The sequence below is a fragment of the Microscilla marina ATCC 23134 genome, assembly GCF_000169175.1.
Lineage (GTDB): Bacteria > Bacteroidota > Bacteroidia > Cytophagales > Microscillaceae > Microscilla > Microscilla marina.
In genome coordinates this window covers 212,637-239,460 of sequence record NZ_AAWS01000009.1, presented here as the reverse complement: position 1 = coordinate 239,460, position 26,824 = coordinate 212,637, and the positions used below count along the sequence as shown (strand labels likewise).

At 43.6% G+C, this 26,824-nt stretch carries 23 protein-coding genes; 12 read left to right on the top strand and 11 right to left on the bottom strand.

Going from position 1 to position 26,824, the window contains the following annotated elements:
* Positions 1-318: 318 nt before the first annotated feature.
* Together M23134_RS10430 and M23134_RS10425 are read right to left on the bottom strand one after the other, a co-directional pair.
* On the bottom strand, positions 319-1,389 hold the full coding sequence (locus tag M23134_RS10430) for an IS481 family transposase (RefSeq protein WP_004155807.1): 1,071 nt from the start codon (positions 1,387-1,389) through the stop codon (positions 319-321).
* A gap of 119 nt (positions 1,390-1,508) precedes the next feature.
* A complete protein-coding gene (locus tag M23134_RS10425) occupies positions 1,509-1,736 on the bottom strand; it encodes a hypothetical protein (protein ID WP_004155805.1) in 228 nt (75 codons plus the stop codon).
* A gap of 436 nt (positions 1,737-2,172) precedes the next feature.
* On the opposite strand from M23134_RS10425, the gene M23134_RS10420 reads away from it, so the two are divergent.
* Entirely contained in the window at positions 2,173-2,460 is a 288-nt protein-coding gene (locus tag M23134_RS10420) for a hypothetical protein (protein WP_004155802.1), read from the top strand.
* A gap of 269 nt (positions 2,461-2,729) precedes the next feature.
* Here the strand turns inward: M23134_RS10420 and M23134_RS10415 are convergent, their stop codons facing one another.
* From M23134_RS10415 to M23134_RS10395, 4 genes are all read right to left on the bottom strand, one after another.
* Positions 2,730-2,981 (bottom strand): hypothetical protein, encoded by a 252-nt coding sequence (locus tag M23134_RS10415; RefSeq protein ID WP_045113331.1) that lies wholly within the window; start codon positions 2,979-2,981, stop codon positions 2,730-2,732.
* A 397-nt stretch (positions 2,982-3,378) separates the two neighbouring features.
* Positions 3,379-3,609 (bottom strand): hypothetical protein, encoded by a 231-nt coding sequence (locus tag M23134_RS10410; protein ID WP_004155797.1) that lies wholly within the window; start codon positions 3,607-3,609, stop codon positions 3,379-3,381.
* A 61-nt stretch (positions 3,610-3,670) separates the two neighbouring features.
* Entirely contained in the window at positions 3,671-3,886 is a 216-nt protein-coding gene (locus tag M23134_RS10405; RefSeq protein ID WP_004155796.1) for a hypothetical protein, read from the bottom strand.
* Positions 3,887-8,296: 4,410 nt separating this feature from the next.
* The gene (locus M23134_RS10395) at positions 8,297-8,656 is read right to left on the bottom strand and encodes a hypothetical protein (protein ID WP_002702419.1); all 360 of its coding nucleotides are present in this window, start codon (positions 8,654-8,656) and stop codon (positions 8,297-8,299) included.
* A gap of 423 nt (positions 8,657-9,079) precedes the next feature.
* Here M23134_RS10395 and M23134_RS10390 point away from each other — a divergent pair, with 423 nt between their 5' ends.
* Genes M23134_RS10390 through M23134_RS10380 form a run of 3 tightly spaced genes read left to right on the top strand, consistent with a single transcriptional unit; the run spans position 9,080 to position 10,076 of the window.
* Positions 9,080-9,385 carry a hypothetical protein gene (locus M23134_RS10390; RefSeq protein WP_004155791.1) on the top strand — a complete coding sequence of 102 codons (306 nt, stop codon included), beginning with the start codon at positions 9,080-9,082 and terminating at the stop codon, positions 9,383-9,385.
* 35 nt (positions 9,386-9,420) lie between these two features.
* Positions 9,421-9,699, top strand: a complete 279-nt coding sequence (locus tag M23134_RS10385; protein WP_004155790.1) for a hypothetical protein — start codon at positions 9,421-9,423, stop codon at positions 9,697-9,699.
* Complete coding sequence (locus M23134_RS10380; protein ID WP_004155789.1) at positions 9,696-10,076, top strand: hypothetical protein; 381 nt, start codon at positions 9,696-9,698, stop codon at positions 10,074-10,076. The genes M23134_RS10385 and M23134_RS10380 overlap by 4 nt, the downstream gene beginning before the upstream one ends.
* Positions 10,077-10,129: 53 nt before the next feature.
* Here the strand turns inward: M23134_RS10380 and M23134_RS41045 are convergent, their stop codons facing one another.
* Positions 10,130-10,273, bottom strand: a complete 144-nt coding sequence (locus M23134_RS41045) for a hypothetical protein (RefSeq protein ID WP_157558424.1) — start codon at positions 10,271-10,273, stop codon at positions 10,130-10,132.
* A 475-nt stretch (positions 10,274-10,748) separates the two neighbouring features.
* Between M23134_RS41045 and M23134_RS10375 the strand changes: the two genes are divergently transcribed.
* From M23134_RS10375 to M23134_RS10365, 3 genes are all read left to right on the top strand, one after another.
* Positions 10,749-11,186 carry a hypothetical protein gene (locus M23134_RS10375; protein ID WP_004155785.1) on the top strand — a complete coding sequence of 146 codons (438 nt, stop codon included), beginning with the start codon at positions 10,749-10,751 and terminating at the stop codon, positions 11,184-11,186.
* Between the two features lie 62 nt (positions 11,187-11,248).
* Positions 11,249-11,662: a hypothetical protein gene (locus tag M23134_RS10370; protein WP_004155784.1), complete on the top strand. Its 414-nt coding sequence runs from the start codon at positions 11,249-11,251 to the stop codon at positions 11,660-11,662.
* Positions 11,663-12,338: 676 nt separating this feature from the next.
* Positions 12,339-12,629, top strand: a complete 291-nt coding sequence (locus tag M23134_RS10365) for a hypothetical protein (protein ID WP_004155783.1) — start codon at positions 12,339-12,341, stop codon at positions 12,627-12,629.
* Positions 12,630-13,091: 462 nt separating this feature from the next.
* On the opposite strand, the gene M23134_RS10360 is transcribed toward M23134_RS10365, so the two are convergent.
* The 4 genes from M23134_RS10360 to M23134_RS10345 form a co-directional block, all read right to left on the bottom strand.
* Positions 13,092-13,685, bottom strand: coding sequence for a hypothetical protein (locus M23134_RS10360; RefSeq protein WP_004155782.1), 594 nt, complete (start codon positions 13,683-13,685; stop codon positions 13,092-13,094).
* A 154-nt stretch (positions 13,686-13,839) separates the two neighbouring features.
* Entirely contained in the window at positions 13,840-14,529 is a 690-nt protein-coding gene (locus M23134_RS10355; RefSeq protein WP_004155781.1) for a histidine kinase, read from the bottom strand.
* 322 nt (positions 14,530-14,851) lie between these two features.
* On the bottom strand, positions 14,852-19,567 hold the full coding sequence (locus tag M23134_RS10350; protein ID WP_075164007.1) for a PKD domain-containing protein: 4,716 nt from the start codon (positions 19,565-19,567) through the stop codon (positions 14,852-14,854).
* A gap of 310 nt (positions 19,568-19,877) precedes the next feature.
* Positions 19,878-20,429, bottom strand: a complete 552-nt coding sequence (locus tag M23134_RS10345) for a DUF4255 domain-containing protein (protein ID WP_004155779.1) — start codon at positions 20,427-20,429, stop codon at positions 19,878-19,880.
* 418 nt (positions 20,430-20,847) lie between these two features.
* Here M23134_RS10345 and M23134_RS10340 point away from each other — a divergent pair, with 418 nt between their 5' ends.
* From M23134_RS10340 to M23134_RS10320, 5 genes are all read left to right on the top strand, one after another.
* Positions 20,848-22,194: a hypothetical protein gene (locus M23134_RS10340; protein ID WP_004155778.1), complete on the top strand. Its 1,347-nt coding sequence runs from the start codon at positions 20,848-20,850 to the stop codon at positions 22,192-22,194.
* A 5-nt stretch (positions 22,195-22,199) separates the two neighbouring features.
* A complete protein-coding gene (locus tag M23134_RS41765; RefSeq protein WP_045113328.1) occupies positions 22,200-22,853 on the top strand; it encodes a hypothetical protein in 654 nt (217 codons plus the stop codon).
* A 25-nt stretch (positions 22,854-22,878) separates the two neighbouring features.
* The gene (locus tag M23134_RS37845) at positions 22,879-24,246 is read left to right on the top strand and encodes an ATP-binding protein (RefSeq protein WP_075164006.1); all 1,368 of its coding nucleotides are present in this window, start codon (positions 22,879-22,881) and stop codon (positions 24,244-24,246) included.
* Between the two features lie 261 nt (positions 24,247-24,507).
* Positions 24,508-24,801, top strand: a complete 294-nt coding sequence (locus M23134_RS10325; RefSeq protein ID WP_004155775.1) for a GIY-YIG nuclease family protein — start codon at positions 24,508-24,510, stop codon at positions 24,799-24,801.
* Between the two features lie 151 nt (positions 24,802-24,952).
* A complete protein-coding gene (locus M23134_RS10320) occupies positions 24,953-26,806 on the top strand; it encodes a serine hydrolase domain-containing protein (protein WP_004155773.1) in 1,854 nt (617 codons plus the stop codon).
* Positions 26,807-26,824 lie beyond the last annotated feature (18 nt).

The window sequence follows — 26,824 nt, the reverse complement described above, 5'->3', positions numbered from 1 at the left end:
TGAGTCGGCTTCCAGATTCTGATTTTTCGGGGGAGCCTTGCTTTGGGCAGGAGCAAAAACGAAACCCTATATCAGGTTTCGTTGGCTGGTGTGATCGGTAAAGCAGGGGTAACACTTTTTGGTTGCTTTCTGAATATATAAACTGTAATGGTTCAAACTTTTTCTGACAGCAGGAATGCTACGCACTTGGAATAGTGCAATATTAGGATGAGTGGTTGTCAGACAAGTTGTCCGATCTTTCATCCTCTCTTTACGTCAAAGTTACTCTTAATTCTTTCCACTTCCAAATTTCCTTACGTCGTTTGGAAGTGGTCAGAATTAAGTTGATTTTGTCTGCAAGTTCGGATTCACTTCCGAAAAAGAAATCATTTTTATTTTAGCTAAATGCAAACTATCTAACCAAGTTCTCATCGGTGTTTTTCCATAACAATATTTTCCCTGATGAGTTCGGTTAAGATTGTATTCATCCAACCATTTATTCAAATCTTCTTGTAGCTCCTCTAAATTATTATAAATCCTTTTGCGAAAGGCTACCGCGTAAAATTCGTCTTGTATTGTCCGATGGAAACGTTCACAGATACCATTGGTTTGAGGACTTCTAGCTTTGGTTTTAGTATGATCAATATCCTCTATAGTTAGGTACAATTCATATTCATGGTGTTCTCTTTTACCACAATATTCCGTTCCTCTATCAGTCAATACTCTCAGAAGCTTAATGTCGTGTTGCTCGTAAAAAGGTAAGACTTGATCGTTCAATAAGTGGGTGGCTACCAACGCATTTTTTCGGTCATAGAGCTTGGCAAAGGCCACTTTTGCATACGTATCAATAAAAGTTTGTTGATAAATTTTACCAACTCCTTTAATAGTTCCCACATAATAAGTATCCTGAGCACCTAAATAACCAGGGTGGTAGGTTTCTATTTCTCCGTGCGCTTCTTTTTCCTGTTTAGCTTTCTCCAAAGCTTGCACTTGAGACTCGGTTAAAATCAAGCTCTCCTGAGCTACTTTTGCTTCTAATGCCTTCAAACGTTTTTTGAAATTCTCTAAATCGTGTCGGAGCCAAATGCTGCGTACTCCACTTGGAGAAACGAAAACGCCTCGCTTTTTGAGTTCATTACTGGCCCGTTGTTGACCATAAGCCGGGTATTCTATAGCAAAAGCTACCACCGCTTTTTCCACCTCAGCATCTACCCGGTTAGCGAGTAAAGGCTTCTTACGACTAATTTCTTGCAAAGCCGTTTCTCCCCCTTCTTCATAGAGTTGTTTAAAACGGTAAAAGCTGTCTCGGCTATAGCCGAGTACTTTGCAAGCTTGGGATACATTCCCTAATTCTTCTGCTAGTTTTAACAAACTGAGTTTGTTCGCTATTATCTTATCGTGATGGGACATAATGAAATAGTTTAAACCTTTAATAGTACAATTGTTTTACGATGTACTGTCAGATCAAGTTTAAACTATTTCACATAAACGAGGCTGTATGACCAACCCCGTTTTACTGCCATCCCAACCTACCCCTCTTTTTTAGCCGCTTCTTCCGCTTTTGCGATGCGATAGTTGAGCTGCCTCAACTCCTCAATCATCAGGGTTAAAAATTCCACTTGTTTTTCCTGTACTACTACTTGCTCAATGGCTTTGGTCGCTTTGGCTGTTTCAAGTGTTTTTTTTACCTGGGCTAGTTCAATAGCTAACTCATTTCTTCTTTCTATTATTACCCAGTATGCTTCGTTTGTAATCATGGCTGTTTTATTTAGTAATGTGTGCGTTTAACTTTAATTATGAACCAAAGTACGACAAACAATCTCTCACTATCCAGTACTTAATCCCTTGATAACGAGGTGAATAAGATTAGTTGCAAAAGCGTACTTTTTGCCCCAAAAGCTGCCATTTCGCCTCCAATATGTCCCCGGTTGCCCCAAAACGCCCCTGGTTTTTTCTGATTTGATCAAAAGCTCCCATCTGGTAGTTGCTTGATTGCACTACTCCTATGCAAACCGCCCCAAACCCGCCCAAAAGCTGCACTTTACCAAGGGAACAAAGCGCCTCAAAATATCGCTTTCTGCAAGTTGTATTACATCATAATTACCTGTGTCACAGTGAGTTGCTAAGGGCACGCAATTAGTCGTTCTTAGAGTCATAATAATTAAAACAACCCCCAAACAAGATTAACAACAGATGAAACCAACGAATTTAAACCCCACGATATTAAAAAGTTTTAAAGCAACCGAAAGCTTTTATAAACACCAATATCCCAACCACAAAATAAGCCAGGAAGTATTTACAAAGGCTTTCATTGAAGGAATGAAAGAGGCAGCTAAAATGACCCCTGAAAAATTTAATACAATCAAAGAAGAATACATCATGGGCGGCAAAAAACTGGAAAACCTAGCCTCAAAAGCCAACAAAAACAAGCTAGATAAAAGAAGCTTTACCAGAGGGTTTGTTTCTGGATTTACTGCGTAAGACCTACCCCCCCCCCCTTAAAAACTATTACCTGGACTAAAGCCCTCCACCACCTCATCAACCCAAAAAAAATCTTCACTTTTAATTTTTCCGTTCTATGAATGCATGATTAGTCAAAGCATTGCTGACCCGCAGCCACTGAGCAGGCGGGCAAGTATCAAGGTTGCCTGAAGGTGTTTTTTGAAGAAGAGTTGGGGGATGGATAAAAAGCGTTGGTTTGTGATAGAGGCTGGACTGGATCATCAACCAGCCCCTTGATTTTGTCTGGTTTAGTTAATATGGTCAAAATATGGGTGAGGCATCAATTCCCGAATATCGTCGTCCTTTACAAACTCATAATACTCAAGAACTCTTTTTCGATCGTTGGGTGAATGAAGAATATGCGTCGTAAGTTCGCTTGGTAATTCTTTTTCCCGGTTGAGCCTGAGCGCATCCACATATAATAAAATACCTGTATCGTTTAGTTCATTGTTATCATCAAAGAAAACGAACTGTTTGAACATTAAATGGCCTTCTTTCATTTTGTCACATTATTTATCATTTACTATCTGTTTTTACGTGCACACCATAAATATACAGCATAACGCTGTATTTTTTATGCGCTACTTATTGAAAAGGAGTCAGGGTTTTATTTGTAATGCCAGGCAAGCACCAAACCCAGCGGTTAAGTTGAATTGCCGCTGGGTTTACTTGATGACGCTTACTTTTATTACAAACTATTTTTGACGCATTCAGTAGCGATTTTGTTTACCCAGGCGATGCCTGTGAAATAAACACCTACCCAGACCCAGGCGTTGGGTGCTTACACAAGTAGCTGAGTAATAGTCGTTCGTTGTGTTAATTCTATCTTTTTCTGGCTGAACCTACCCAAAGCAAAACCCCAACAACTTCATAAAAATTAGTGGGGCTTTCTGTTGATTATTTTACTTCACGATTTGCTTCGGCAAATTGCTCGGCTTGTTCCATTAGGAGGTGGAGTTCTCCATCCAGTCTATCGATGATCTCCAGCTCTTTTTCATAAAAGGCGACATCTACCAATGTGCGGGAATCTTTGGCGTGTTCCAGGGCTCTTTCGGCAAGCAGGCGTTCCTTGCTGAGCTCTTCGCTTCGTGTGGTCAGCAAGGCATACAGTTCTTTCTGGGTATTCATTTGATCTCTGTTTTATAGTTTGTATAAAAACACCGGGACAAAGCCGCCCCGGTGGTGTTAATTATTCACTGCCTTTGGCACCAGCAGTCACTAGTTTTGATTTGAGTTTCATCAACTCAAATACTGCCCGATCGACATTACTTAGTTCAATTTCGCAGCGATCAGCCTCATTGCTCTTGCCTGCCTTTACACAGGCTTTGAACTCCTGACTGGTGGCTGCTTTATGCCGTTGTAATGCTTCAATTTGGGCTTCTACAATTTGAATGGCGTTGTCCATGTCGTTGTTTTATTTAGTAATTATTTATAAACCAAAGTACGACAAACCTACCTCCACTACCTAGTACTTAATCCCTTGATAACGAGCCAAATAAGATTAGTTATCAAAGTGCACATTACGCCCTCCAAACCAGCTAACTCCCCCCCAATATGTCCTCATTTGCCCCAAAACACCTCCACTCTTTTCACCATTTGTTATTATCTGCCCATAGCATTGCTACTCTATTGCACTATGGTAATTGAAACTGCCCAAAACCCGCCTGGAAATGGCACTTTACGGGGGGCACAAAACCACTTCAAATATCGCTTTTCGCAGATAGCATTACATCATAACCTTTTGTTTAACAGCGAGTTGCTAAGGGCAGATCATTGCTGGCACTTTACGCTGAAGTTATTGATTAACAAAACATAAAACAGATGGAAAATTTAGATTATACCAATTACGATGGAAAGAGAGCCATCAGGCTCTTTTTCTTTGCTGCTGGTAGCCGTGCGACACTTTAGGCATAGACTAAAACCCTGGCACTAACCAGACTCTTGGCATTTAACTATTCAAGGTAGCCGTACCACGCTTTCTAATCCAATAGGCACCTTGGCACTAACCAGACTCTTGGCATTTAACTATTCAAGGCGGACACGTCACACTTTTAGAGCTGGTAAATATATTTACTTTGACAAGACTCTTGGCATTGAATTATTTAAGGTAGCCACCACACACTTTGAGCACCAGCGGGCATTCCGGTATTGACAAGACTCTTGGCATTGAATTATTTAAGGTAGCCACCACACACTTTGAGCACCAGCGGGCATTCCGGTATTGACAAGACTCTTGACATTGAATTATTCAAGGTAGCCGTGCGACACTTTAGGCACAGACTAAAACCCTGATATTGACAAGACTCTTGAAATTGAACTATTCAAGGCAGCCGTACTACACTTTCTAATCCAGCAGGCACCCTGGCATTAACCAGGCTCTTGACCTTGAACTATTCAAGGAGGGCACAGCACACTTTCTAATCCAATAGGCTCCCCAGTATTGACAAGACTCTTGAAATTGAACTATTCAAGGCAGCCGTACTACACTTTCTAATCCAATAGGCTCCCCGGTATTGACAAGACTCTTGACATTCAATTATTTAAGGTAGCCACAACACACTTTCTAATCCAGCAGACACTTTGGCACTCACAAGACTCTTGACATTGAATTATTCAAGGCAACCACAACACTCTTTAGGCAGTAACAGGCACCCCGGTATTGACAAGACTCTTGGCGTTGAACTATTCCAGGCAGCCACAACACTCTTTAGGCAGTAACAGGCACCCCGGTATTGACAAGACTCTTGAAATTGAATTATTCGAGGCAGCCACAACACACTTTCTAACCCAGCAGGCGCTCCGGCATTGACAAGACTCTTGATATTAAACTATTCAAGGATGGTACAGCACACTTTCTAATCCAATAGGCACCCCGGTATTAACAAGACTCTTGACATTCAATTATTCAAGGCAGCCGTGCGACACTTTAGGCACAGACTAAAACCCCAGTATTGACAAGACTCTTGACATTGAACTATTCCAGGCAGCCACAACACACTTTCTAATCCAGCAGGCACTCCGGCATTGACAAGACTCTTGACATTGAACTATTCAAGGAGAGTACATCACACTTTAGGCACAGACTAAAACCCCAGGATTGACAAGACTCTTGGCATTGAATTATTCAAGGCGGACACGTCACACTTTTAGAGCTGGTAAATATATTTACTTTGACAAGACTCTTGGCGTTGAACTATTCCAGGCAGCCGTACTACACTTTAGGCACAGACTAAAACCCCAGGATTGACAAGACTCTTGGCATTGAACTATTCAAGGCAGCTGTACCACACTTTCTAATCAAGTAGGCATCCTGGTATTGACAAGACTCTTCACATTGAACTATTCCAGGTAGCCACCACACACTTTAGGCACAGACTAAAACCTTGGTATTGACAAGACTCTTGACATTGAATTATTTAAGGCAGCCACAACACACTTTAGGTGTAGACTAAAACCCTGATATTGACAAGACTCTTCACATTGAACTATTTCAGGTAGCCACCACACACTTTAGGCACAGACTAAAACCCTGGCATTGACAAGACTCTTGACATTGAACTATTCAAGGATGGTACATCACACTTTTAGAGCTGGTAAATATGTTTACTTTGACAAGACTCTTCACATTGAACTATTCAAGGATGGTACATCACACTTTTAGAGCTGGTAAATATGTTTACTTTGATAAGACTCTTCACATTGAACTATTCCAGGCAACCACAACACACTTTAGGCACAGACTAAAACCCCGGCATTGACAAGATTCTTGATATTAAACTATTCAAGGATGGTACATCACACTTTTAGAGCTGGTAAATATATTTACTTTGACAAGACTCTTCACATTGAACTATTCAAGGTAGCAGTACCACACTTTCTAATCCAATAGGCACCCCGGCATTGACAAGACTCTTCACATTGAACTATTCCAGGTAACCACCACACACTTTAGGCACAGACTAAAACCCCGGCATTGACAAGACTCTTGGCATTGAACTATTCAAGGCAGCCGTACCACACTTTCTAATCCAGCAAGCACCTCGATATTGATAAGACTCTTGGCATTGAACTATTCAAGGAGGGCACAGCACACTTTCTAATCCAGCAAGCACCTCGATATTGATAAGACTCTTCACATTGAACTATTCAAGGTAGCAGTACCACACTTTCTAATCCAATAGGCACCCCGGTATTGACAAGACTCTTGACATTGAATTATTCGAGGAGGGCACAGCACACTTTCTAATCCAGCAAGCACCTCGATATTGATAAGACTCTTGGCATTGAATTATTCCAAGCAGCCACAGCACACTTTAGGCACCAGTGGGAATCCAGGCATTGACAAGAGTCTTGGCATTGAACTATTCAAGGCAGCCGTACTACACTTTCTAATCCAGCAGGCACCCCGGCATTAACCAGGCTCTTGACATTGAACTATTCAAGGAGGGCACAGCACACTTTCTAATCCAATAGGCACCCCGGTATTAACAAGACTCTTGACATTAAACTATTCCAGGCAGCCGTACTACACTTTCTAATCCAACAGGCACCCCGGCATTGACAAGACTCTTGATATTAAACTATTCAAGGAAGCCACAACACACTTTCTAATCCAACAGGCACCCCGGTATTGACAAGACTCTTGACATTAAACTATTCAAGGGGGGGCACAGCACACTTTTAGAGCTTGGTAAATATATTTACTTTGACAAGACTCTTGGCGTTGAACTATTCAAGGCAGCCGTACTACACTTTAGGCACAGACTAAAACCCCGGTATTGACAAGACTCTTGACATTGAACTATTCAAGGTAGCCACAACACACTTTAGGCACCAGCGGGAATTCAGGCATTAACAAGACTCTTGACATTGAACTATTCAAGGTAGCCACAACACACTTTAGGCACAGACTAAAACCCCGGCATTGACAAGACTCTTGACATTGAACTATTCAAGGATGGTACAGCACACTTTCTAATCGAGCAGGCGCTCCGGCATTGACAAGACTCTTGACATTGAATTATTCAAGGCAGTCACAACACACTTTGAGCACTAACAGGCACCTCGGTATTGACAAGAGTCTTGACATTGAATTATTCAAGGCAGCCGTACCACACTTTCTAATCCAGCAGGCACCTCGGTATTGACAAGAGTCTTGGCATTGAACTATTCAAGGCAGCCGTACCACACTTTCTAATCCAGGAGACACCCCGGCATTGACAAGACTCTTCACATTGAACTATTCCAGGCAGCCACAACACACTTTTAGAGCTGGTAAATATATTTACTTTGACAAGACTCTTGACATTGAACTATTCCAGGCAGCCACAACACACTTTAGGCACTAACAGGCACCCCGGCATTGACAAGACTCTTCACATTGAACTATTCGAGGCAGCTACACCACACTTTCTAATCCAGCAAGCACTTTCATTTTGACAAGACTCTTGACATTGCACTATTCAAGGCAGCCCACACCTTTAGCGCCAACGAGCATTCTGGCACCAACCAGACTCTTGATATTGAACTATTCAAGGCAGCTACACCACACTTGCAGCACCAGCAGATGCTCCAAGAAGTATTTTCAATAACTTTTGACCCAACAAAGTGTGGCAAAAACTGACGGCTCAGTTTAGATTCTGAAGTTCAGAAATTCTTCAAGGCTTAATAAAGTATTCCTGCCAGGATTATTTCTGGTGGGAATGCCTTTGTCAATTCCTCACAAGTCCAGTACAAACAGCTTTTTGGTTTCTTACCAGGAAGACAAAAAACGAAACCGGGTATTAGGTTTCGTTGGTAAATTGGGGTTGATTGACTACTTCCAAAAAAAGTAATATACATCACCCTTTCTCCTGGTTAACCGCCATTTACTTTTATAAGAAGCCGCTGCCCTGCCAGTAAGCTTTAGGCATAATTTAGCAGAGCTGTTATACATCTTTGCGTAATGAATCACTCTGTTTCTCTGCTCTTCCGGAATAGCCTTTATTGTGGAAATGGCTTTGTCTGAGCGTAAAGCCTCAGCTGCTCTGATAACCCAAAGAGCATAGGCCGCTGTGCCGTAGTCTTTAGGAACCTTAATTACCACAGGGTTTTCGATGATGTGTCTTTCAAATATGCTTGACTTAGCTCTTAAGCAAGCTTCTTTTACACTTTTACCAAATATTTTAACTTCCATGTTGTTCTTGTTTTATCCTTTAATTATGAACCAAAGTACGACAAAGAAATACCCACTAGCCAGTACTTAATCCCCTGATAGTGAGTTAAATAAGATTAGTTGCCAAAGTGCACATTCTGCTGTGAAAGCTACCAAAATGCTCCCCAATATGTCCTCATTTGCCCCAAAACACCTCCACTGTTTTTACCATTTGTGATCATTTGCCTACTACATAGCTACTCTATGGCACTATGGTAATTAAAACTGCCCCAAAGCCGCCTAAAAATAGCACTTTTAGAAGCGCACAAAACCACTTCAAATATCGCTTTTCGCAGACAGTATTACATCATAATATCCTGGGCAAGAGCGAGTTGCTAAGGGTGTGCAATTAGTCGTGTTTTGTGTCATAATAATTAAAACAGTAAACCAAAAGATTCAATGTCAATGGAAAATTTAGCGCATATCGCCCTTGAAAAATTTAAAATGTATCAAAGGTATTTTGACCGAAAACAACTCCCATATCGTCTCAATCAGGCAGACTTTATCGCTGGGTTTCAGGCCGGGGTAAGCAAGGCAGCAACTACCGACAAAGCTACTTTACAAAAAATGCTGGATGAGTTTATCCTGAACGATCAGGAATTGGACACCCTTGCTTTGAAAGAAGCAGACAGCAGTCACCCCTCTCTGGATAAAATAAGTTTTACCAAAGGTTTTGTCGCAGGTTTTACCGAGCAAGGTATCAGTAATTAAGACCTAAGGAATAACTACTAAAAAACACCATAAAAATGAGCACACAATCACCCACGAACATTTTTGACCAGGATTTGGTCACCCACCGGGTAACAATCGATTTAGGTAAAATTCAGGAGGGCATTATCAAAATAAGCCACGAAACTCACGGCTACGCCTGGCTACCTATCACCGTTATTCGTAATCCTCGGCTTTTGACAGGAGTAACCTCAGATAACCAGGGGGAGGGGGTTTATCGCATCGAAATCAATCAGGATTATTGGGAGGACATTTTTTGGATAGATCATTTGTTTTACTTAAACCGGAAAAAATGAAATATGCTACCATCATAGCCGCCGCCGAAAAACTGACCGACGAGGAGTTAGGCTACCTCATTGCCCGGTTGGATGATATGCTGAGTGCCCGCTACTACCACCAGGCAGACCAGGTGCCTCAACCACAGGAATACCAAAAAGAGGTTGTCCAGGCATCGGATCATGCCTTGGGTTTTACGCTGGAAGAGTTTAGCGAATACACCCAGGGGCACCTGTACCTGATGTGTCTGCCCAACGGCGACTGTTTCAACTACGCCCTGTTTACCGTGGCCGAAACTGGTATGGAGGATATTTTTATCCTCGTAGATGGCAAACAAGACTGGCAGGAACAGCTTGCCCCCAAGATTCAACAGTTTTTTGGGCAAGCGAGCACCTAAACCAAGATAAAAACGAGGCTTTACACATAAAGCCTCGTTCAATCATTTTAATACTAATAAAAATCCCGGTCGCTCACCCCAAAGTCTTTGTCTCCGTAGTTAGGTTCCCACCCCCAGGGATCAAACCCTTCCTCTTCTTCTTCGGTGCTCCATTTTATGTTGGTTGGGGTTGCTTTTTTCAGTAGGTTGTTTGACATTTGCATTGGCTTTATCTTTTAAAGTTAAAAACAACGGGTTTGGGAGCTGGTACCTTCCAAACCCTTTTTTATTATACCTCTAAGTACCTCAATCTTTGGGGAACTATCCAGTACTTAATCGCTGAATCGCAAGCCAAATAAGGTTAATTACCAAAGTGCATATTCTACTCCCGGAACCGCCAGATTGCGCATAAACTGTCTTCGTTTGCCTGAAATTCCCCCACTTTTTTCAACGTTTGCCTGTATTCCACCATCCTGTAGTTCCCTGTTGCATTATTGCCAGCATAGTTGCCTGAAACCCGCCCAAAAATGGCACTTTTCCGGGCACAAAAACTCACGCTAAAAATCGCTTCCAGCAAGCTTTATTACATCATAATTACCTTGCCCACAGTGAGTTGGTAAGGGGGTAAGATTAGTCGTACTTCGTGCTGTAATTATTTATTAATCAACCCATTAAACCAAACAGAAACAACCTATGGGAGCAACAAATTTTGAACGCTACGCCTTCGGGAAAACATTGGAAGAAGCTTACCAAATGGCTTACGAAGAGGCCGAAGATTTTACTGGCATCACCGATGGAGCAAGTGGAGACCTCAACTCTAAACCAGGCTGCATAGAAGTAGCCGTACCCGAAGGGGTGACCCCTGCCAGGTACCTGCGCTGGATTGAAAAAGCAGATCAGGCTTTTACGGGCTATGGCATTAGCCAAAAGCAAAAAGATAAGCTGCTGGGCTCCATTCCTGACAGGCATCAGGCAAGGGTGTTTACCTACGCTAATTACTACGCCGACACCAGTGCCAAAGCACTGGCCATCAAAATGACCGGAAGAAAGGCACAGGAGTTTCGCCGGGGGACAGTGTATGCAGGCAAACCAGGCAATGTGTATGTGTTTATTGGCTGCGCCAGATGTTAAGGAAAGACCAGCGAAGGCTGGTTTCCTTATTTATACCACAGATTTAAACCATCAATGAATCAATGAAAATGACTTATTTTGAAAGACAAAGCTTTGGGGCAAGTGCAGGCGAAGCTTTTTGGGCTGCCTATAAAGAAGCCTACGAACAAGCCGGGGCAAACAGCGACTTGCACATCAGAACAAACTTTGAAGTTGTTCAAGCTCCCACCGGAGTAACCCCGCTCAAATACGCAGACTGGATCAGGCAAGCCTGCTGTTCGCTCAAAGCAGATGCCAGCGAGTGGGACAAAAAACGTTACCTGCTTTTTGTACCCAAGGCACGGCAGGCAGAAGTGCTCAGCCTGGCCAAAACCCTGGTGCACGAGAACAAAACCCTGGGACTAAGGCTCAAGGGACCAGCGGCCAGTGCCTACCGGATCAAACACGGAATCAAAGGCAAACACGGGAAAGTGTTTTTGTTTATAGGGGTTGGCTAAGTAACGTGTTCGCAATAACTGTCCAATTTAGAATAAATCCGCTTTATTGCCTTTCGTTATTTTTATTGCCCGTAGCGCTGCTACGAGCGCAAAAAATGCCTCAGTCAATTGTGCGTATTTGCCCTAAAAAACAGAAATTTATTTTGAACACGTTACTAAGTCCTCTCTTGTACGCTTCTATTTCTCCAAAGGTGAACCTGTTGGTTTGCCTTTTGGAGGTTGGGGCAAATAAGAAAAACTGCCTAAGTGCATAAGTAGCAGGACAAAATTGTCTGCACTTTATGGCTGTATTTATTGTTCCGCCATGCGTCGAAAAGCCATATAACAATACAACCATTTAACTATAGTTATTTATGTCCAAGTACTTATAATGCCCCCAAACCACCCTTTTTACCCTCAATATGTCTCGGTTGCCCGAAATTTCCCCTTGATTGTATCATTTTTTGCCTTCCTGAGCTTAGGGAATGTTTCACCATTGCACTATTACTGGAATAAATGCCCCTATCCGCCAAAAAATGGCACTTTTCTTAGTGCTCCAGATGCCTCCAAATATCGCTTTTGGCAAGCTTTATTACCTCATAACCTACTTACCAACAGTGAGTTGATAGTCGGACTAAATTAGTCGTCCTTAGACATATAATAATTCAAACAAGGACTTACTAAATCACTTAAAACAATGACTACAATAGAAACAAAGACTACCTGGACAGCCCGCAATATCTGGATCAAAAAATGGAACAAAGAAGCGGTGTTTATTGAAGACAGGCTCGATAAATACCGCTCGGTGTGGGTGCCCCGCACTGCCATCCGAAACCCTCAATTTAAGAGTAAGCGTGACTTTGGCAAAGACAGCATCCACTATATATATGATGTTGAAATAAACGAAGAATGGTGGAAAGCCAACGTACGCTACCGGGGTTTTGAGTTTGAAACCAACAATGGGCACAGAAAAAGCTGGTGGAGTTAATCACTCTGCCAGTTTTTAGGTATGAAAGCATAGACCTTGCGCACTCTCCTGACTCGATCAGAAAACATCTCTTGCTACCCAACAAAAGAACAAGATGACTTAGCACAGTTCAGGTAACTGGGCGCTATGTTAGTGCCTTGAAGTTGATTGCCAAAGCTGAATGACTGTTCGAAGGGGTGAAAGTAGTGTTTGATTACAAACCCCAAATTAATCAAAGTAGAGCTTGGGCTTCGCAAACAAAAAATAGTCTATCCATTTTATAATAGAGGCTCTTTTGCCTTGATTATCTGTACTGAGTTTGTGTTTCGCACTGCGGTTCTTTGCTACTTTTTTTGCAACTGTCGCTTACCACCGCAGGGCTGTTTCAATGTCCACTGGGCATTACTTGCTTAAAAAGTACCGTTTCTCAGGGCAAGTATCTTATTTTTTATTATTGCTTCAATAAGAAAGTCCTGCACACCATTAGCGGGTAGTATCTGTCCCAAGTTTAGACAAGTTACGCAAGTACCGACTAGTACTGTCTATAAGTGGAATACCACAAGATTTACGCAAAGCATTGCAATCATTACTCTTGCCACTAAACACATCGCTTCCATGCATAAAAGCACCTTTGTCATATTTTGGGGGTGTAAGTGTAAAACTTTTGATATGATCTTTAAAATCTTGTTTTTTGTCGAATATCCAAAAACCTGTAGGTAAGAAGTCTTTATCTAAGCAAACTACAAAAAGCTGATCCCACCCCTTGGGTGTGATGGCATTAGTTTTTCGTTTTGCGGAAAACCCTGAGACTGTTTTTACTTGTATTGTGGTCGTTTTTCCAGGCTCTGTCACACAAAGACTCCAGCCTTTTTGAGAGTGCTCAGCAAATTTAACTTTAGAGCCTTTTGGGTAATGGCGTTGACAGTACCTATAGGCATAGTATTCGCCTATTGCAGCCGCTTTTTGATCGCCCTTGGGCATCGCTTCTGAGTTTTCTTGCAGTTCTTCTATTGCTTGGTAAGCCGTAGCATATTGGCCAATGATACTTTTTATTTTTTGAGAGGTATATTTGTTCATTGCATCACAAGTTACATTTCAAAGGTTTTTTTATGTGGACATAAAGTTAGAATTACAGAAGGCTTTTACCAATTTTCTGTTCGAAAACTCACTATTGAGTTAGCCGTCTTTATTTTCTATTTAACCTACCACACCTCCATAGTTCATCACTTGATTAGATAAATAGAGATATATCCGTCTCCCCCACAGCCTCTTCCCTCAAACAATTACTCACCTTCCCCGGCAACAAAAAACACAGTTTCAAGCCTGTACCCACTTTGTCGACGGGGCACACCTTGCCCCCTACCGAGTGAGCCCACTGCTGGATGGCAGCAAGCCCTACTCCTGAAATAGCTCCCGTAATCCGTCGTTTGAACGAATGGTCGAAAATATCTGCACTGCTGGTCGGATACAGGCCATTGTCTTCTATATACATCGCAATAGTTTGGGCATTGTAGGCAGCCGCTTCAATGCTAATAAAGCGATCTTCATCGGGGTCAGCGTGTTTGCCCATGTAGTGTACCAAACTGAAGAACATTCTAAAAAAGCTCATCTTGTCTACCCTCACGTGCAGGTTTGCCACATAGCTCGAAAAACGAATGTCTTTGCGGCTAAAGTAAAGATGGTACATTTGGTAAGCTGTATCAATAAGCGCCTTTAAACTGCACTTTTCTACGTTCACAGCTTCGGTGGAGACATTATTGACATCATCGATGCTGCGAAGGGTGTCTTCGAGTTCACTGATTCTTTTGAGCAAATCGGTATTTGCCAGTTTGTAAGCTTTTTGCTTCATCGTCTGCACCAATTGCCTGGCTTCCTGCAAGCCTTCTGATATTAATGATTGTTGGATTGTATCGATCATCATTTGATTGTTTTATGGTTGTATTGTTTTGCTTCGCTGATTGTTTAATCGTTACGCAAAGCGGGTATATCTATTTGATTGGATAGTAATTGAAAAGAAGGGCAGGCTCAGTAAACCTGCCTTCTTGGTTTATCCCTGTTTTAACCAACTACTCATCTATCACTAACCTTCACTTGGTAACTATTTAAGAACATCAGCTCTAGCTACTTCACTTATAGATGATGAGGGTAAAACAGGACACATCAACTAAATTACACTTAACTATTACACTACTATTACTTTATGCCTTTGGAACAGCTATTGACTATCGTCTGAATGCTATCGACTATTTAATTTTCTTCACCTTCACCTCAAAGCTGTTCCGTTCAGGGTTTGTGGCATCATATACTTTGATTACATACACCCCCGCCGGGAGTTCGTGCAGGTAGATTTGGTGCTTATGGGTTCGACTTGCCCAATGCCCCCTGATTACTACCTGCCCTTGCAGGCTGATGACCTGCCAACGGATGTTGGGCGAAGGCGCCAGGCTTTGGGGCAAGGTGAGTGTCACTTCTTCCCTCACCGGATTAGGGTAGGCAGTCAGCAACTGGGGCAACGGGTGCTTGTAGTGGTTTGCAACAAGTCCTGTGACCGTATTTTCATCATTGTCGCGCTTGGCTTGGGCAGGTACTTTTGCCGTAGCCACTTGGTAAATGTTTCTGCGTTGATAGTCTGCCACAAATACCACTACTTTTAAGTTTCTGGAGTTTGTTGCGGTTGGTCCCACGTTGTAACTAAACCCAAGGCTTTGAACTTCACCTTTTTGCCACGCATGCCCTCTAAATACTCCTGCTGCATCAGGCAACATCTTGCGAAGCACCTGAGCGTAGGTTTCGCCTGTGCCACTGGCCACCCGATTACTGTCTACAATGGCGGCGTGAAAAACAACAAGCTCGTTGAAGGCTGTTAAGGCAGTGATCTTTGCTGAGATTTCGAGCGATTTGTTTTGCCATTTCACAGGGTCTATTGTGATAGTAAAATTCGCTGGCAACAAGGTCTTTTTGAGTAGGCTGTCTTTGAGTTGGGTCACTGACAAGGAATCTTTCACCCTGCCGTTTACCACCATAGCGGGTACGTTGCGCAAACCGTAATGCAAAGCCCTACCACTGGGGTCTTTAGGGTTTTCGCTGTTGAACTCATCTACCGTGGGGAAACTGGTGTGGTAATGAATACTTACAGTTTCGCTGCTACTCATTACTTGAGCTAAAACTTGACTTTTGCTGGCGGCATTTGCTACCCCTTGATTGGTGAAATACTCCAACAGTGCTGTGCGGTTGCGGTTACGAACTTCGACGTTATCAAAAGTCACTCCCTGATATTTGTTGCCCGGAGGGTTGTCAGCGTTGGAGCCAAAGGCAAACCGGAACCGAATAATGGTGAGGTTAGTGTCGACACCAGCGGGTAAACCAGCAATGGCTCTATCCAAGGCAATGTGTGCCGTGCGCCAACCTTTGATCTTGCCCGACCAACCTTGAGCGTCACCGTTGTCTGTAGTGTAATCATTGCCTGGTTTGCCCAAAATGGGCGTGGTATTGTACCAGCCAATGCCTTGCCCCACTGCCCCCAGGCGTTGCCAGGTCTTGCCATCGTCCAGGGTATAGAGTAGTACTAACCCATCCGCTCCCGCATCGGTGTCTAGTTTGTAATCGAAAGAAAGCATCGGGCGGGTGAGCTGGCCAATGTCAAAGGCGGGGCTTGCTACATAAGACTGCTCGTGGTGGGCATAACCACCCGGCATTTGCCAGGCATCATTTACAAGTTGCCAACTGCTGCCTTTACTTTCTTTATTTGTTTTGATGGTTCCGTGGGTGAGCCAACCTCCAGCAGTATCAAAGTTTGTCAAATAAGGTGTTGTTTCGCTTACTTTGATGAGCGGAAAAATATCAATGCGACGGTGCAAAGTATAAGCCGCCATTGAGGTACGAATAGTAAGGCTTACCTCATAAGTGCCAGGGCGTTGGTACTGGTGCACGGGGTTTCGTGCATTGGAACTTGCCCCATCGCCAAAATTCCAGGCATAGCTCCGGATAGAATCACCTACTACCAGCGACAAGTTGGTGAAGTGGGTAGGGCGGGGGTTCGTCTCCCCTTTACCGACAATATACTGCCCGGTAAAATCAAAGTCTACCTTGAACGCTTGGGCGATTTGTTCACTACAGCCTGCGACATTGGTGGCACTCAGGGAATAATTCAGTAGTGGCACGCTTCCTTGCCTATTGGGGTGCACCGGGTAAGCTACTTGGGGCGTATTCACCAGCAAATTGCCAAAATTCCACGCCCAACCTGACACGGGAGTGCCAGCAACCGCAGTAAAACGGAGGGTGTCATCGTTCCAACGCCTTTCGGCAATGACTTTTACACTGGCGGGTGGGTCAATGACCTCAAAATACACCGTTGTATCACGGCTGGAGGTATTAGCGCAGTCGGTGCCGCTGCCCGCGAGCGCTGCAAATAGCTCATATTTGCCCGCCGCAAAGTCGGCAGGGTTGAGCAAGCTGCCTTGGAGTATCCTTTCTTCACCCGTGACTACGTTCCTTGCCATAAAACCGGGCAAAAGCGGGGTGAGTACCCCGTTTTTGAACGCTGACAGCATTACAGGTGAGTCGTTACTACAATAACTGTCGGCAAGCCCGGTAAAAGTCAGGGTAGGCAAGGGGGCGATGGTGATATTATAGGCATCAGAGTAGTTTACACAACCATTGGCGTTGGTGTAAACATAACGAATAAGGTACTCACCCGCGTTGAGGTTGAGTTTGTTCGTTTTGGCATCTGTTGGAATGGCAGCTTCACCTGACCCAATAATAGGAAAAGCAGGCAACCAGCGGTCAGTAAGGGCTCCGTCTTGCGCCACCAAGCTAACAAAAGAAGCCGACGCGGGTTTGTTGCCTGCTATGCGTTTGATTTCAAACTTGCCTGCGGTGAGGTAATCGGCAGGAGGCGTATTATTGCCGCTAAATACGGGGGTGAGCACCACAGGAGTGGCATCTCCTACGCAATAACTCCGTTTGGTGTTGAATCCTGCAATACTCAGGGTGGGTAATGTTTCAATTGTAATGGCTACCTCAGCACTTTTGGTACAACCATTCAGGCTTTGGGTCACTTTGAGGTTGCCATTGATATTGCCCCACCTGACGGTTACCGTATTTTGATTGCTTGCCCCTACAATTTGCCCGTTTTCTACCTGCCAAGTATAAGCGGTGCCCCCTGTACTACTGCTACTGCCAAGGGTGTAAGTCACTGTTTCACCAGCGCAGGGGTTCAAATCCCCTACAATACTGGGTGTGGGCAAGGCAAAAACTTTCACTGCATAGTCAGTAATGGTAGTGCAGCCATTGCGGGTTTGGGCGAGGCGGAGGATTTTGCTCGTTCCTGCCACATTTCCTTTCTCCCACACTACGGCTACGCTTGCTTGACGATTGATTCCCCCCACGAAAGTTCCGCCTCCTGCGGGTGCCGACCATTCAAATTCATCGGTGGTGGCGGCAATGCTAGACGCGTAGTTGTAAATTGTACTGCCATCGCCGCATACTTGGGCGTTGCCCCCCGCAATGCTTTGCTGAGGTGGGGTGGTCACCCGAAAAGATACCTTGATGGGGGTACTTGCCCCCACTTGGGTTACCTCGAAACGGTAAGCCCCAGCACCGTACTTTTGAAATAAACCTTGACCGCTAAAAGTATAGCGGTAATCATTGCCGCCACCAATCAGTTGCAAGTTTAAAGGGATGGCTTGGTTGGCAGGGCTGTAAAGTTTTGCCCCCAACACCGAACTCAGGTTGGCAATGGTGACGGTTTGAGAAGCCGCTACATTACTGCAATAACTCGTGGCAAGCCCCAATACAACGGCATCGGCATCATACACGCTAAAAGTGGTACTCACGGTCACTGTACAATTGTTGATTGAATACTCATAATACACCTTGTAACCCGTGCCCGGAAAAAGTAGCCCCGGATAGAGTTTGTTGCCTATTACTCCATCGCCCTGGAGTGCGCCTACTCCCCCCGCCGGGCTGTTGGTGACGGTGATGTTTACCGGAGAAAAATCATTGTCGGGAAAACTCGTAGCGGGTAAGCTTACCTTGGGATTGGGTGGAACTGCTACCCGAATGGTTTTGCTGCGTGCGGTAGTACTTATTTTGCAATCATTTACGCTTTTGACCTCCAAAACCTTGTTTCCTACGCTTGCCGAAGTTGCCACATCCAGGATAATCATATTGTCGACAGTATAATACTCTCTTGCGCTTACTTGTACCGCGTGTGGGTCGCTACTGGCAAGAAAACCAACTGGCAATTTCCACAAATAACCTGTCACATCGGGCACCGGAGCTGCCGTATAGGTAAAGCCATTGCCCCCGGCACAGACTACGCCAAAGCCCTCAATATTTGTTGGGGCAGGAAGCGCACTGCTTGTGGTGGCATTGATGCCTTGTACGGTGGCAAATACCTCGTGGGGGTACAATCCCTCGAAATGCTCATAACCACTTATGGGTTTTAGTTGAGCTACTGTGCCTTTATTTTTACTGTTTGATCGCACCTCCAACCCGCTCAGCACAATGCCCCCTACCTTGGTGGCACCCACAAAATCATAATCTATATACAATTTGCCTGAGTTGAGTGACACCATAGGCGCAAGAAAATCGCCAGGAGCACCCGTGATTGTTACCCTGGGCAGCTTGCTTACCACAAAATCGGGATGATCAAAAGCAAGCACTAATGTACCCCTGCCCAAGGCAAATGAACCCACGCTTTGCTCGCTGATAATGATGGGCGAAAGTGTTACCGACTTGCCACTGTTGCAGGCAGCCACCGGATCGGCAGGAATGATCGCTACGGGGTCGTTAAACGTGCTTTCCTCTGCTACAGAAGCACTTTCTTCTATATAAGCAGTGGCAGTGGCCAGCGTGCTAATGGCAAAGCTGGTACCCTGCCCCCGAAGTTGGGTTTGGGCATAGGAGGGCTGGGCAAGGCTCCAGAGGAGCATGCAAAATAGGGTGAATGTTTTCATTTTTTTAGTTGATAGTTGGTAGTCAGTAGTCGGTAGATGACTTGAACTACCCTGAGTTGGGTTTAGAGTTTGATTCTTTTATTGGTCTATTGTTGGTAGCCTATGGTAGCTCCCGACTACCGACTCTTGGCTTACTAAAAAACAGCACCTTGCACTATGGGAAACAAATTTAATCGCTGTATAAACAATTGAAATGCGGCAAGGCACTGCTTGAGAATTATAAACTTTTAAGAATTACAAATTTTTCAATTACGTAGAGCTCCCTACTGTTGGTTTCCTCATTCGTAATTCGTAATTGTTTAACTCGTAATTAATTAAACTGAGGAATACGAGTTGCCATTTGCTTAGTCCCTACGCTTACACTACGCACTTTATAGAGCGCTGAAGGCGCGTGTTTGGCTCCGGTCATTGTCCAGATGTAGCTGTTTTCGCGCAGGTTCTCGTTGGCAAGCTCAAACTGAAGGTACTCCACACTACCCGGCAAGTTGGGGTGAGTCAAGGGAGTAAACGTAGGGTATTGTTGAAAAAAGCCCAATACCGCATCAAGGTATTCCATCCCCTTAAGGTAATCTTGTTGGTCACGTTGTTCTTCTTTTTCGTGCACTGATAACAGTAGCGTCAAATTGAGATGATAAGGTGCCCCAGGGTGGCTGGTACGGCTGCGCTGCACAGTGCGTTCTTCCTGGATGTCGAGTAGGGTAATGACTACTTGGTTGAGCGCCGGGTCGAGGGTAGACTTTCCATCGCGGCTCACGAGTTTGTCTACCACCACGTTGAAGGCATCAAATGAGTTGCGGGCAAACTGAGCTGACAAGTGCTCGGTCAAAGTGCTTTGTAATAGTCGTAGTATAGGAGTTATCATTTGTATTATAGTTTAGATGGTTCTATTGCTTTATGGTTGGGCAAAGCCACTTGCCACTGCCAACCATTTGTAATTAATTGACGATGCAAGGTTAGGCAGAAAGGCAAGCGAAAGGCAAAACTTGGGCGTTAAAGTCCGTTAAACGGTAATAAACAATTTTTTTAATTATATTAATAATTAAAAAAATACAATTTAATTTGTAAAGAAGTTGAAAACCTATCTGAGAGGCTCTAAGCAGGGGTTTTAGAAAAGTATTTGAATGACACAAGGAGTGTAAATTGTACTTTAAGACTTAAATATAAAACTATTGCAATCGATTAATTCCTTTTAACGCATTTTAACGTGGCTTCTTTGAATTTTAGAGCGACCTGGGTGTAGTATTGCCGTCGGAAATTTTTACAAACGAAAACTAACCCACATGCCTACACATGCCGAACCAGAGCACGACTTGCAGCAGCAACATGAGATGCCACAATTTACTCACGATCAAATGCCTTTGCGTATAGATGAAGCGCTCAAAGAAAAACGCGACCCCGAACAAGTAGCCGCCCGTAAAGCCGAAAGGGAGGAGATAGTGAAACAATATAATGAACGACAAGCGCAAGCCAGGGCAAAAGTCCAAACAACAGAAACAGTGACTGAAATAAAAAAGCCCAACCTTGAGACCTTGATGAGTAAATACCAGGGAGTGGCGCTGGTACATCGGGTGTTCGCTCACTATAGGGTAGAAATGGGCAAAGCCAAAATGCCTGCCAGCGATAAACAAATACTTGCCCAAATTTGCCGCGATTTTCACCTGAAAGCGGTAGAAGGTGGCAACCGACTAACAGCAATGCCGGGAGCTTCGAAAGCTGCTTTAGCGTTTGGTTCTACCTTTAACAAATTACGCCGCAAACACGCCCGCAGATACCAACAACAAGTACTGGCAAAACAACAAACGTACACTAAACAGATAAACGAAGAAGAAAAGCAAAGGCTTGTGGCCGATATGCAACGCCATAACCAAAAGGAAAGGAAAACTAAGAGTAACCCCATGGACAAGAAAAAGGTTGATCCTGAAAATGAATATCAGGAAGAAAATAGTTTTTTGAAAAACTGGGGAGTATCTATTACGGGCAATGGACAGTTTCATGTAATAGGTGGAATGAAAGGTACAGTCAGAGGTAGTTTTGACATGAAAACATTTGCCAAATATGCGGGCATTGCCTTTGAAGGAGGCAAGTTGAAACTTACTTTGGGGGTGGTAAAAAAGTTTTATAAGGCATTGGACACGGTACTCAAGTCAAAAAAACAACTGGACGCCCTTAAACTAGCCGATGGGGTAGCACGAGGACTCAAACATTTGCAGTCTGCTGATGGCAAAAGCAAGCAACTAGGCGATAACGCCCGCGAACTCTTGGGGTTGAAACGAGGGCTGGATGAGATGATTATGGATGTGGTGGGTAACTTGACAGAGCAACTAAGCAGGCACAAACAAGAGAATGAAAAAAAGGCGATTAATGCTAGTTTTAACCAATTATTGAATAAATATCAATTGCCTTCCTTGGGTCATGAGTTGTATGCCTCCATAAGCATTCAAAACCCTCAAACTAAAGAAATCAATAAACAACCGCAATTTAAAGCCTCTAAAAAACACCTGGGTTATTATGTGGATGTAGATATTAGTGGTAATTATATGTCAGATGATGCAGAAAATACTATGTACCACAAAATAGGTCCTAATAATAAAATGGTGAGGGCAGGTTTCCTAAATCAGAAAAAATAAAATCTATGAATAATATAGTCAAATTTATAGTAAGTGGGGGTTTAATTATCCTACTCCAAAGCTGTACAGTAACTAAACAAAAAAGTTATTCTGGATATAAATCTTTGTATTTAAATACATTATTGGAAAGCAACATATATAGTGTAGGAAAGCAACTGGAAATTGGAGGCAAAAGATTGAGAAAGAATGTTAAAAATGAGAATAGTAGTAAAAAAAGTTTAAACAGACTTGCTAGATACGAATATTTAAAAAACAAATTGGTTTCTGTAACAAAAGTTTGTATTACTAAGCATGTACTTGATTTTATGAAAGGCAAAACAATAAAAGAGTACATAAAACACATAGAGATTAAGAAAGATTTTTCTCAGTCTTACATATATATACTCAAGAAAAACACGGTTCATGAACTAATTGAAAACTTGAATGAATACTCAGCCTTTCTCAAAAAAAACTATACTCCCTACCTCAAAGACACCACTTCCTGGAGTAAACGTTACATAAAAGTATTGCCCCAGGCAAATCAAAAAAATCCGACTGACTTTACCACTTTTTATTTTAGAGCAACAAGCCCTGAGGAAGCAATAGTCATTTTAAACACTTTACAGCTGGGTATTTTACAAGAAGCGCTTGAAATACAACGTAAAATTTTAAAAGAGTAAAAAAAACTACAAAACACATTGGAAAATGAAATCAATCAACATCGAAACATATCCACCAATGCTACAGTGGCTCGTGAGCTACCTCATAGTGCGTTGCCAACAAGTGGCTAAGCCTGACGCGTCCCAAGCGTTGCCTCAATGCCCTACTTTGCCAGAGGCTGAAGATGAATGGCTATTGCCCTTTAGCCCCGACGAACGCCTTGTCATTGCTATAGCTTTAGCCAATGCCAGCGCTCCCGAAATATGGAACCTATTGTTGGATACGGCTATAGATGCTGGGTTCGACGAGTCAGCTATCAATCAATTAGGTTTGGTACAAATCCCTCAAACCAAGTATTTACAGGCAAGCGTGGGCACGGCACATTTTTTATTGGCTAAAGGTGACGAGTATCAGGCATTTTGGCAACTCTTTCTTCCCCAAAATACCTTCCGTCGTTTAGGGGTACTTGTCTTGTCTGCCACTGATGTCCTACCTACTATAGACACAGTACTCAAACTTAGCCCTCGTTACCAACACCAACTCCTCACCCACACCCCTTGGCAACCCCAATACGGGGCGGAGTTTCCGGCAACTTTGCTGACCACTACCAAAACCTGGGACGACTTGGTGATGGACGAAAAAACGGGCATACTGCTAGACCAAGCCCGCAAATGGGTACACCATTATGATGAGGTGCGTCAACAACCAGGTGTGGTGGGAGCCAAAGGCTATCGTTTGTTGATGGCGGGACCATCGGGCACAGGTAAAACCCTCACTGCGGCATTACTGGGGCAAACGGCAGGCAAGCCCTTGTACCGCATAGATGTATCGAGCATTGTAGACAAATACGTGGGTGAAACCAGTAAGCGTTTGCGCCAGGTGTTTGACCTTGCCGAACAACACGATTGGATTTTGTTTTTTGATGAAGGTGATGCCCTCTTTGGCAAACGCAGCAACGACACGGGTAGCAGCAACGAACGCTACGCCAACCAGGAGGTGGCGTATTTGCTCTATAAACTGGAAGAATACCAGGGGATGATTTTTTTGGCGACCAACCACAAAGGGGCGATTGACCCTGCCTTTGAGCGAAGGTTTGACTCACTGGTGACCTTTAGCAAACCTGATGAAGGCACCCGCCGCCGTTTATGGCAACACTTTTTTGGGCAGACAAGCACGCTGGAGCTCGACCCACGCATTGGCGCAGGCAATTGGCGCGAACTTGCCGAAGCTGCCCCAGTAAGCGCCGCCTGGATTGAGAAATTTTTTCAGTATTGTGTGATGCAAACTACCGCCAAACGCGACCGCTACATCAGTGCCGAAGATATGCGTACCTACTTGCACTGGTTCAGCGCCGAACGGGGCTACTTTGATGGCAAGGCACACCGTTTGTTTTTGCGGGAGTTGGTGGGGTAATAACCTCAAAGGCACTCAAGTCTTCCCGAACAGGTGAGGGAACTGGCACTTGGTACAGCCAGTGTATGAGTGCTCCTGAACTGATATGAGATCAGCGCCAGATACTTCACATGCGTTTAGTATGACTAGTGTACAGGTCTTCCCGAACAGGTAATGGAACTGGTACTTGGTACAACTAGTGTATGAGTGCCCCTGAACTGATATGAGATCAGCGCCAGATACTTCACATGCGTTCAGTATGACTAAAAAACCATAAAAAAAATGAACGGCAATTACTTTGTGTATATCACTACCAACCCCAAGCGAACCACCTTGTATATTGGGGTAACCAACGATCTGGTAAGGCGTTTGGAAGAACACGCTAGTCAGGCGGGGAACCCTAAAACTTTTACGGGAAGGTATTTTTGCTATCACCTAATCTATTGGGAACGTTTTGATAGACCACAGGATGCCATAGATAGAGAAAAAGAACTGAAAGGTTGGCGACGGGAGAAAAAAGAAGCCCTTATCGATGCGGAAAATCCACAATGGATATTTTTGAATGATGAGATTTAAAAAGCGAGGGTTTTGATAAAATAAGTCGTTTTCTACCAGATGTTTCACTGGGGCTCAACATGACACAGGGTAGCGGCCACTAGTCATGCCAAACAAGTGAGGCAGATAAAATATAAACTTTACCAAGCAATTTTTATAATAACTCAATACAATGATCAATAGACTATTTTTATGCAGCCTTGCCCTTATGTTGTGGGCGGGTGCAACACGTGCTCAAACGAAGCAAAACTATAATTTGGATATAGAGCAACTAGATGCCCAAACTAAACAGCCCACAGGGTGGGACATGACTTTTAGTTATGGAGGAGCCAAAGGCTATATTGTAAAACCAGATGCACAAACCGTAAAATCGGGCAAATATGCCCTGACTATTTTACCCGATGCTAATAAGTCTGACCGGGACTTTGGCGCTTGTGCCTATGTGATACCTGCCAAGTACCAAGGGAAAACTATAGAGCTACGCGGCTATATGAAGCTAAAAAACGTGGGCAAAGATGGTCATGCCGGGCTTTGGATGCGCATAGATGGCGAAGAAGGTGAACCTTCTTTAGCTTTTGATAATATGCGCAAACGGAAAATTAACGGTACCCGCGACTGGCAAGAGTATAAGGTAAACTTGCCCCTCTCTAAGTATGCCCTTAAAATACATGTGGGTGGGTTGCTCACCAGCCAACAAGGGCAAATGTGGATAGACAACCTGAGGCTATACATAGACGGCAAACCTTTAGCAAAAGTAGCTACGCGGGCTTACCCTCCCAAAGAACGAAAACCCAGTATTTATTTTGAAATGAACAAAGCCAATGTGCTCAAAGAGTGGCAAAAGTTTGAAAAAGTAGTAGATACGATTAAACAAAAAGTACCCCATTTTGGCTTTTATGCGGCACTGGTGCACCAAGGTGAAATTATTCGGGAGACAAGCAATGGGATGGCTGACCGCAAGAAAAAACTACCCATGTCTGCCAATGTGGTACACGCTTGGGGGAGCATTTCTAAGATGTTCACTTCCATTGCCATTTTACAATTGGTAGAAAAGGGTAAAATCAAGCTGACCGACCCCATTACCAAATATTTACCTGAGTTGGGCAAAGGAGTAGACAGTTTGGGCGGTATGCAAGCCATTAAAATACACCACTTACTCAACCATAACAGCGGTTATGACCGCAAGCCAGTATACAACGCCATTGCAGACAAGTTTCCTGAGTTTGAAAACCGAGTGGCAAATTCGAAAGAAATCAAGCCATTTTTGAAATATGCCTCGCAGAAGTTTAGACCAGGGAGCAAGTACCAATACAACAATGGGGCTTATTCGCTACTGGGCATGGTCATAGAGCAAGCAACAGGTCAGAAGTATATCGCCTACATCAAGCAACATATTTTGAAACCATTGGGTATGAGCACCGCCCACTATGACAAAACACCCCAAAAACTGCAAAACCTGTTTGGCACCTCATATCGTCATAAAAAAGATGGAAAAGTATCTACGGGAAGACCAGATGAAAGTGCAGGGATCAGAGAAGCCAATGGAGGGCTGAAAGCCAAGGTAGCAGACATGCTCAAGTTTATGGACTTTTTGAAGTTTAGAAAACGAACAAAGTATCTCAAACGCTACGAAAAAGTATTGCCAAGGACTGTTCTGGAAAAATATTATTTTGATCTCAACTTACAAGATAGTACTCAGTATACCCGAACTTATAAAACCACCCAGCACGGTTTTTATTTTGTAAATGGTTTTGTCAATACCTTGGCAAATGAAGGTACAAAAAACCAATTCGAAGTGATGGGGCATAGTGGGAGTGTTCATGGTTTTCTGTCTAACTTTATTTTTAGAAAAGAAACCAAGGTTCCTTATGGCATTATACTGATGATAAATACCAGTGGACAAAGGGGAACACCCGAAAGAGTTGCCTTCTCTGTACTGTATAATCAGCTCAGGTATTTACTCAGAAACATCAAAATAGACTCAGGTGAAGTCAGCTGGAGTAAAATAGCAAAGCGCTATAAATAATTTTAAATACTCTCAAGG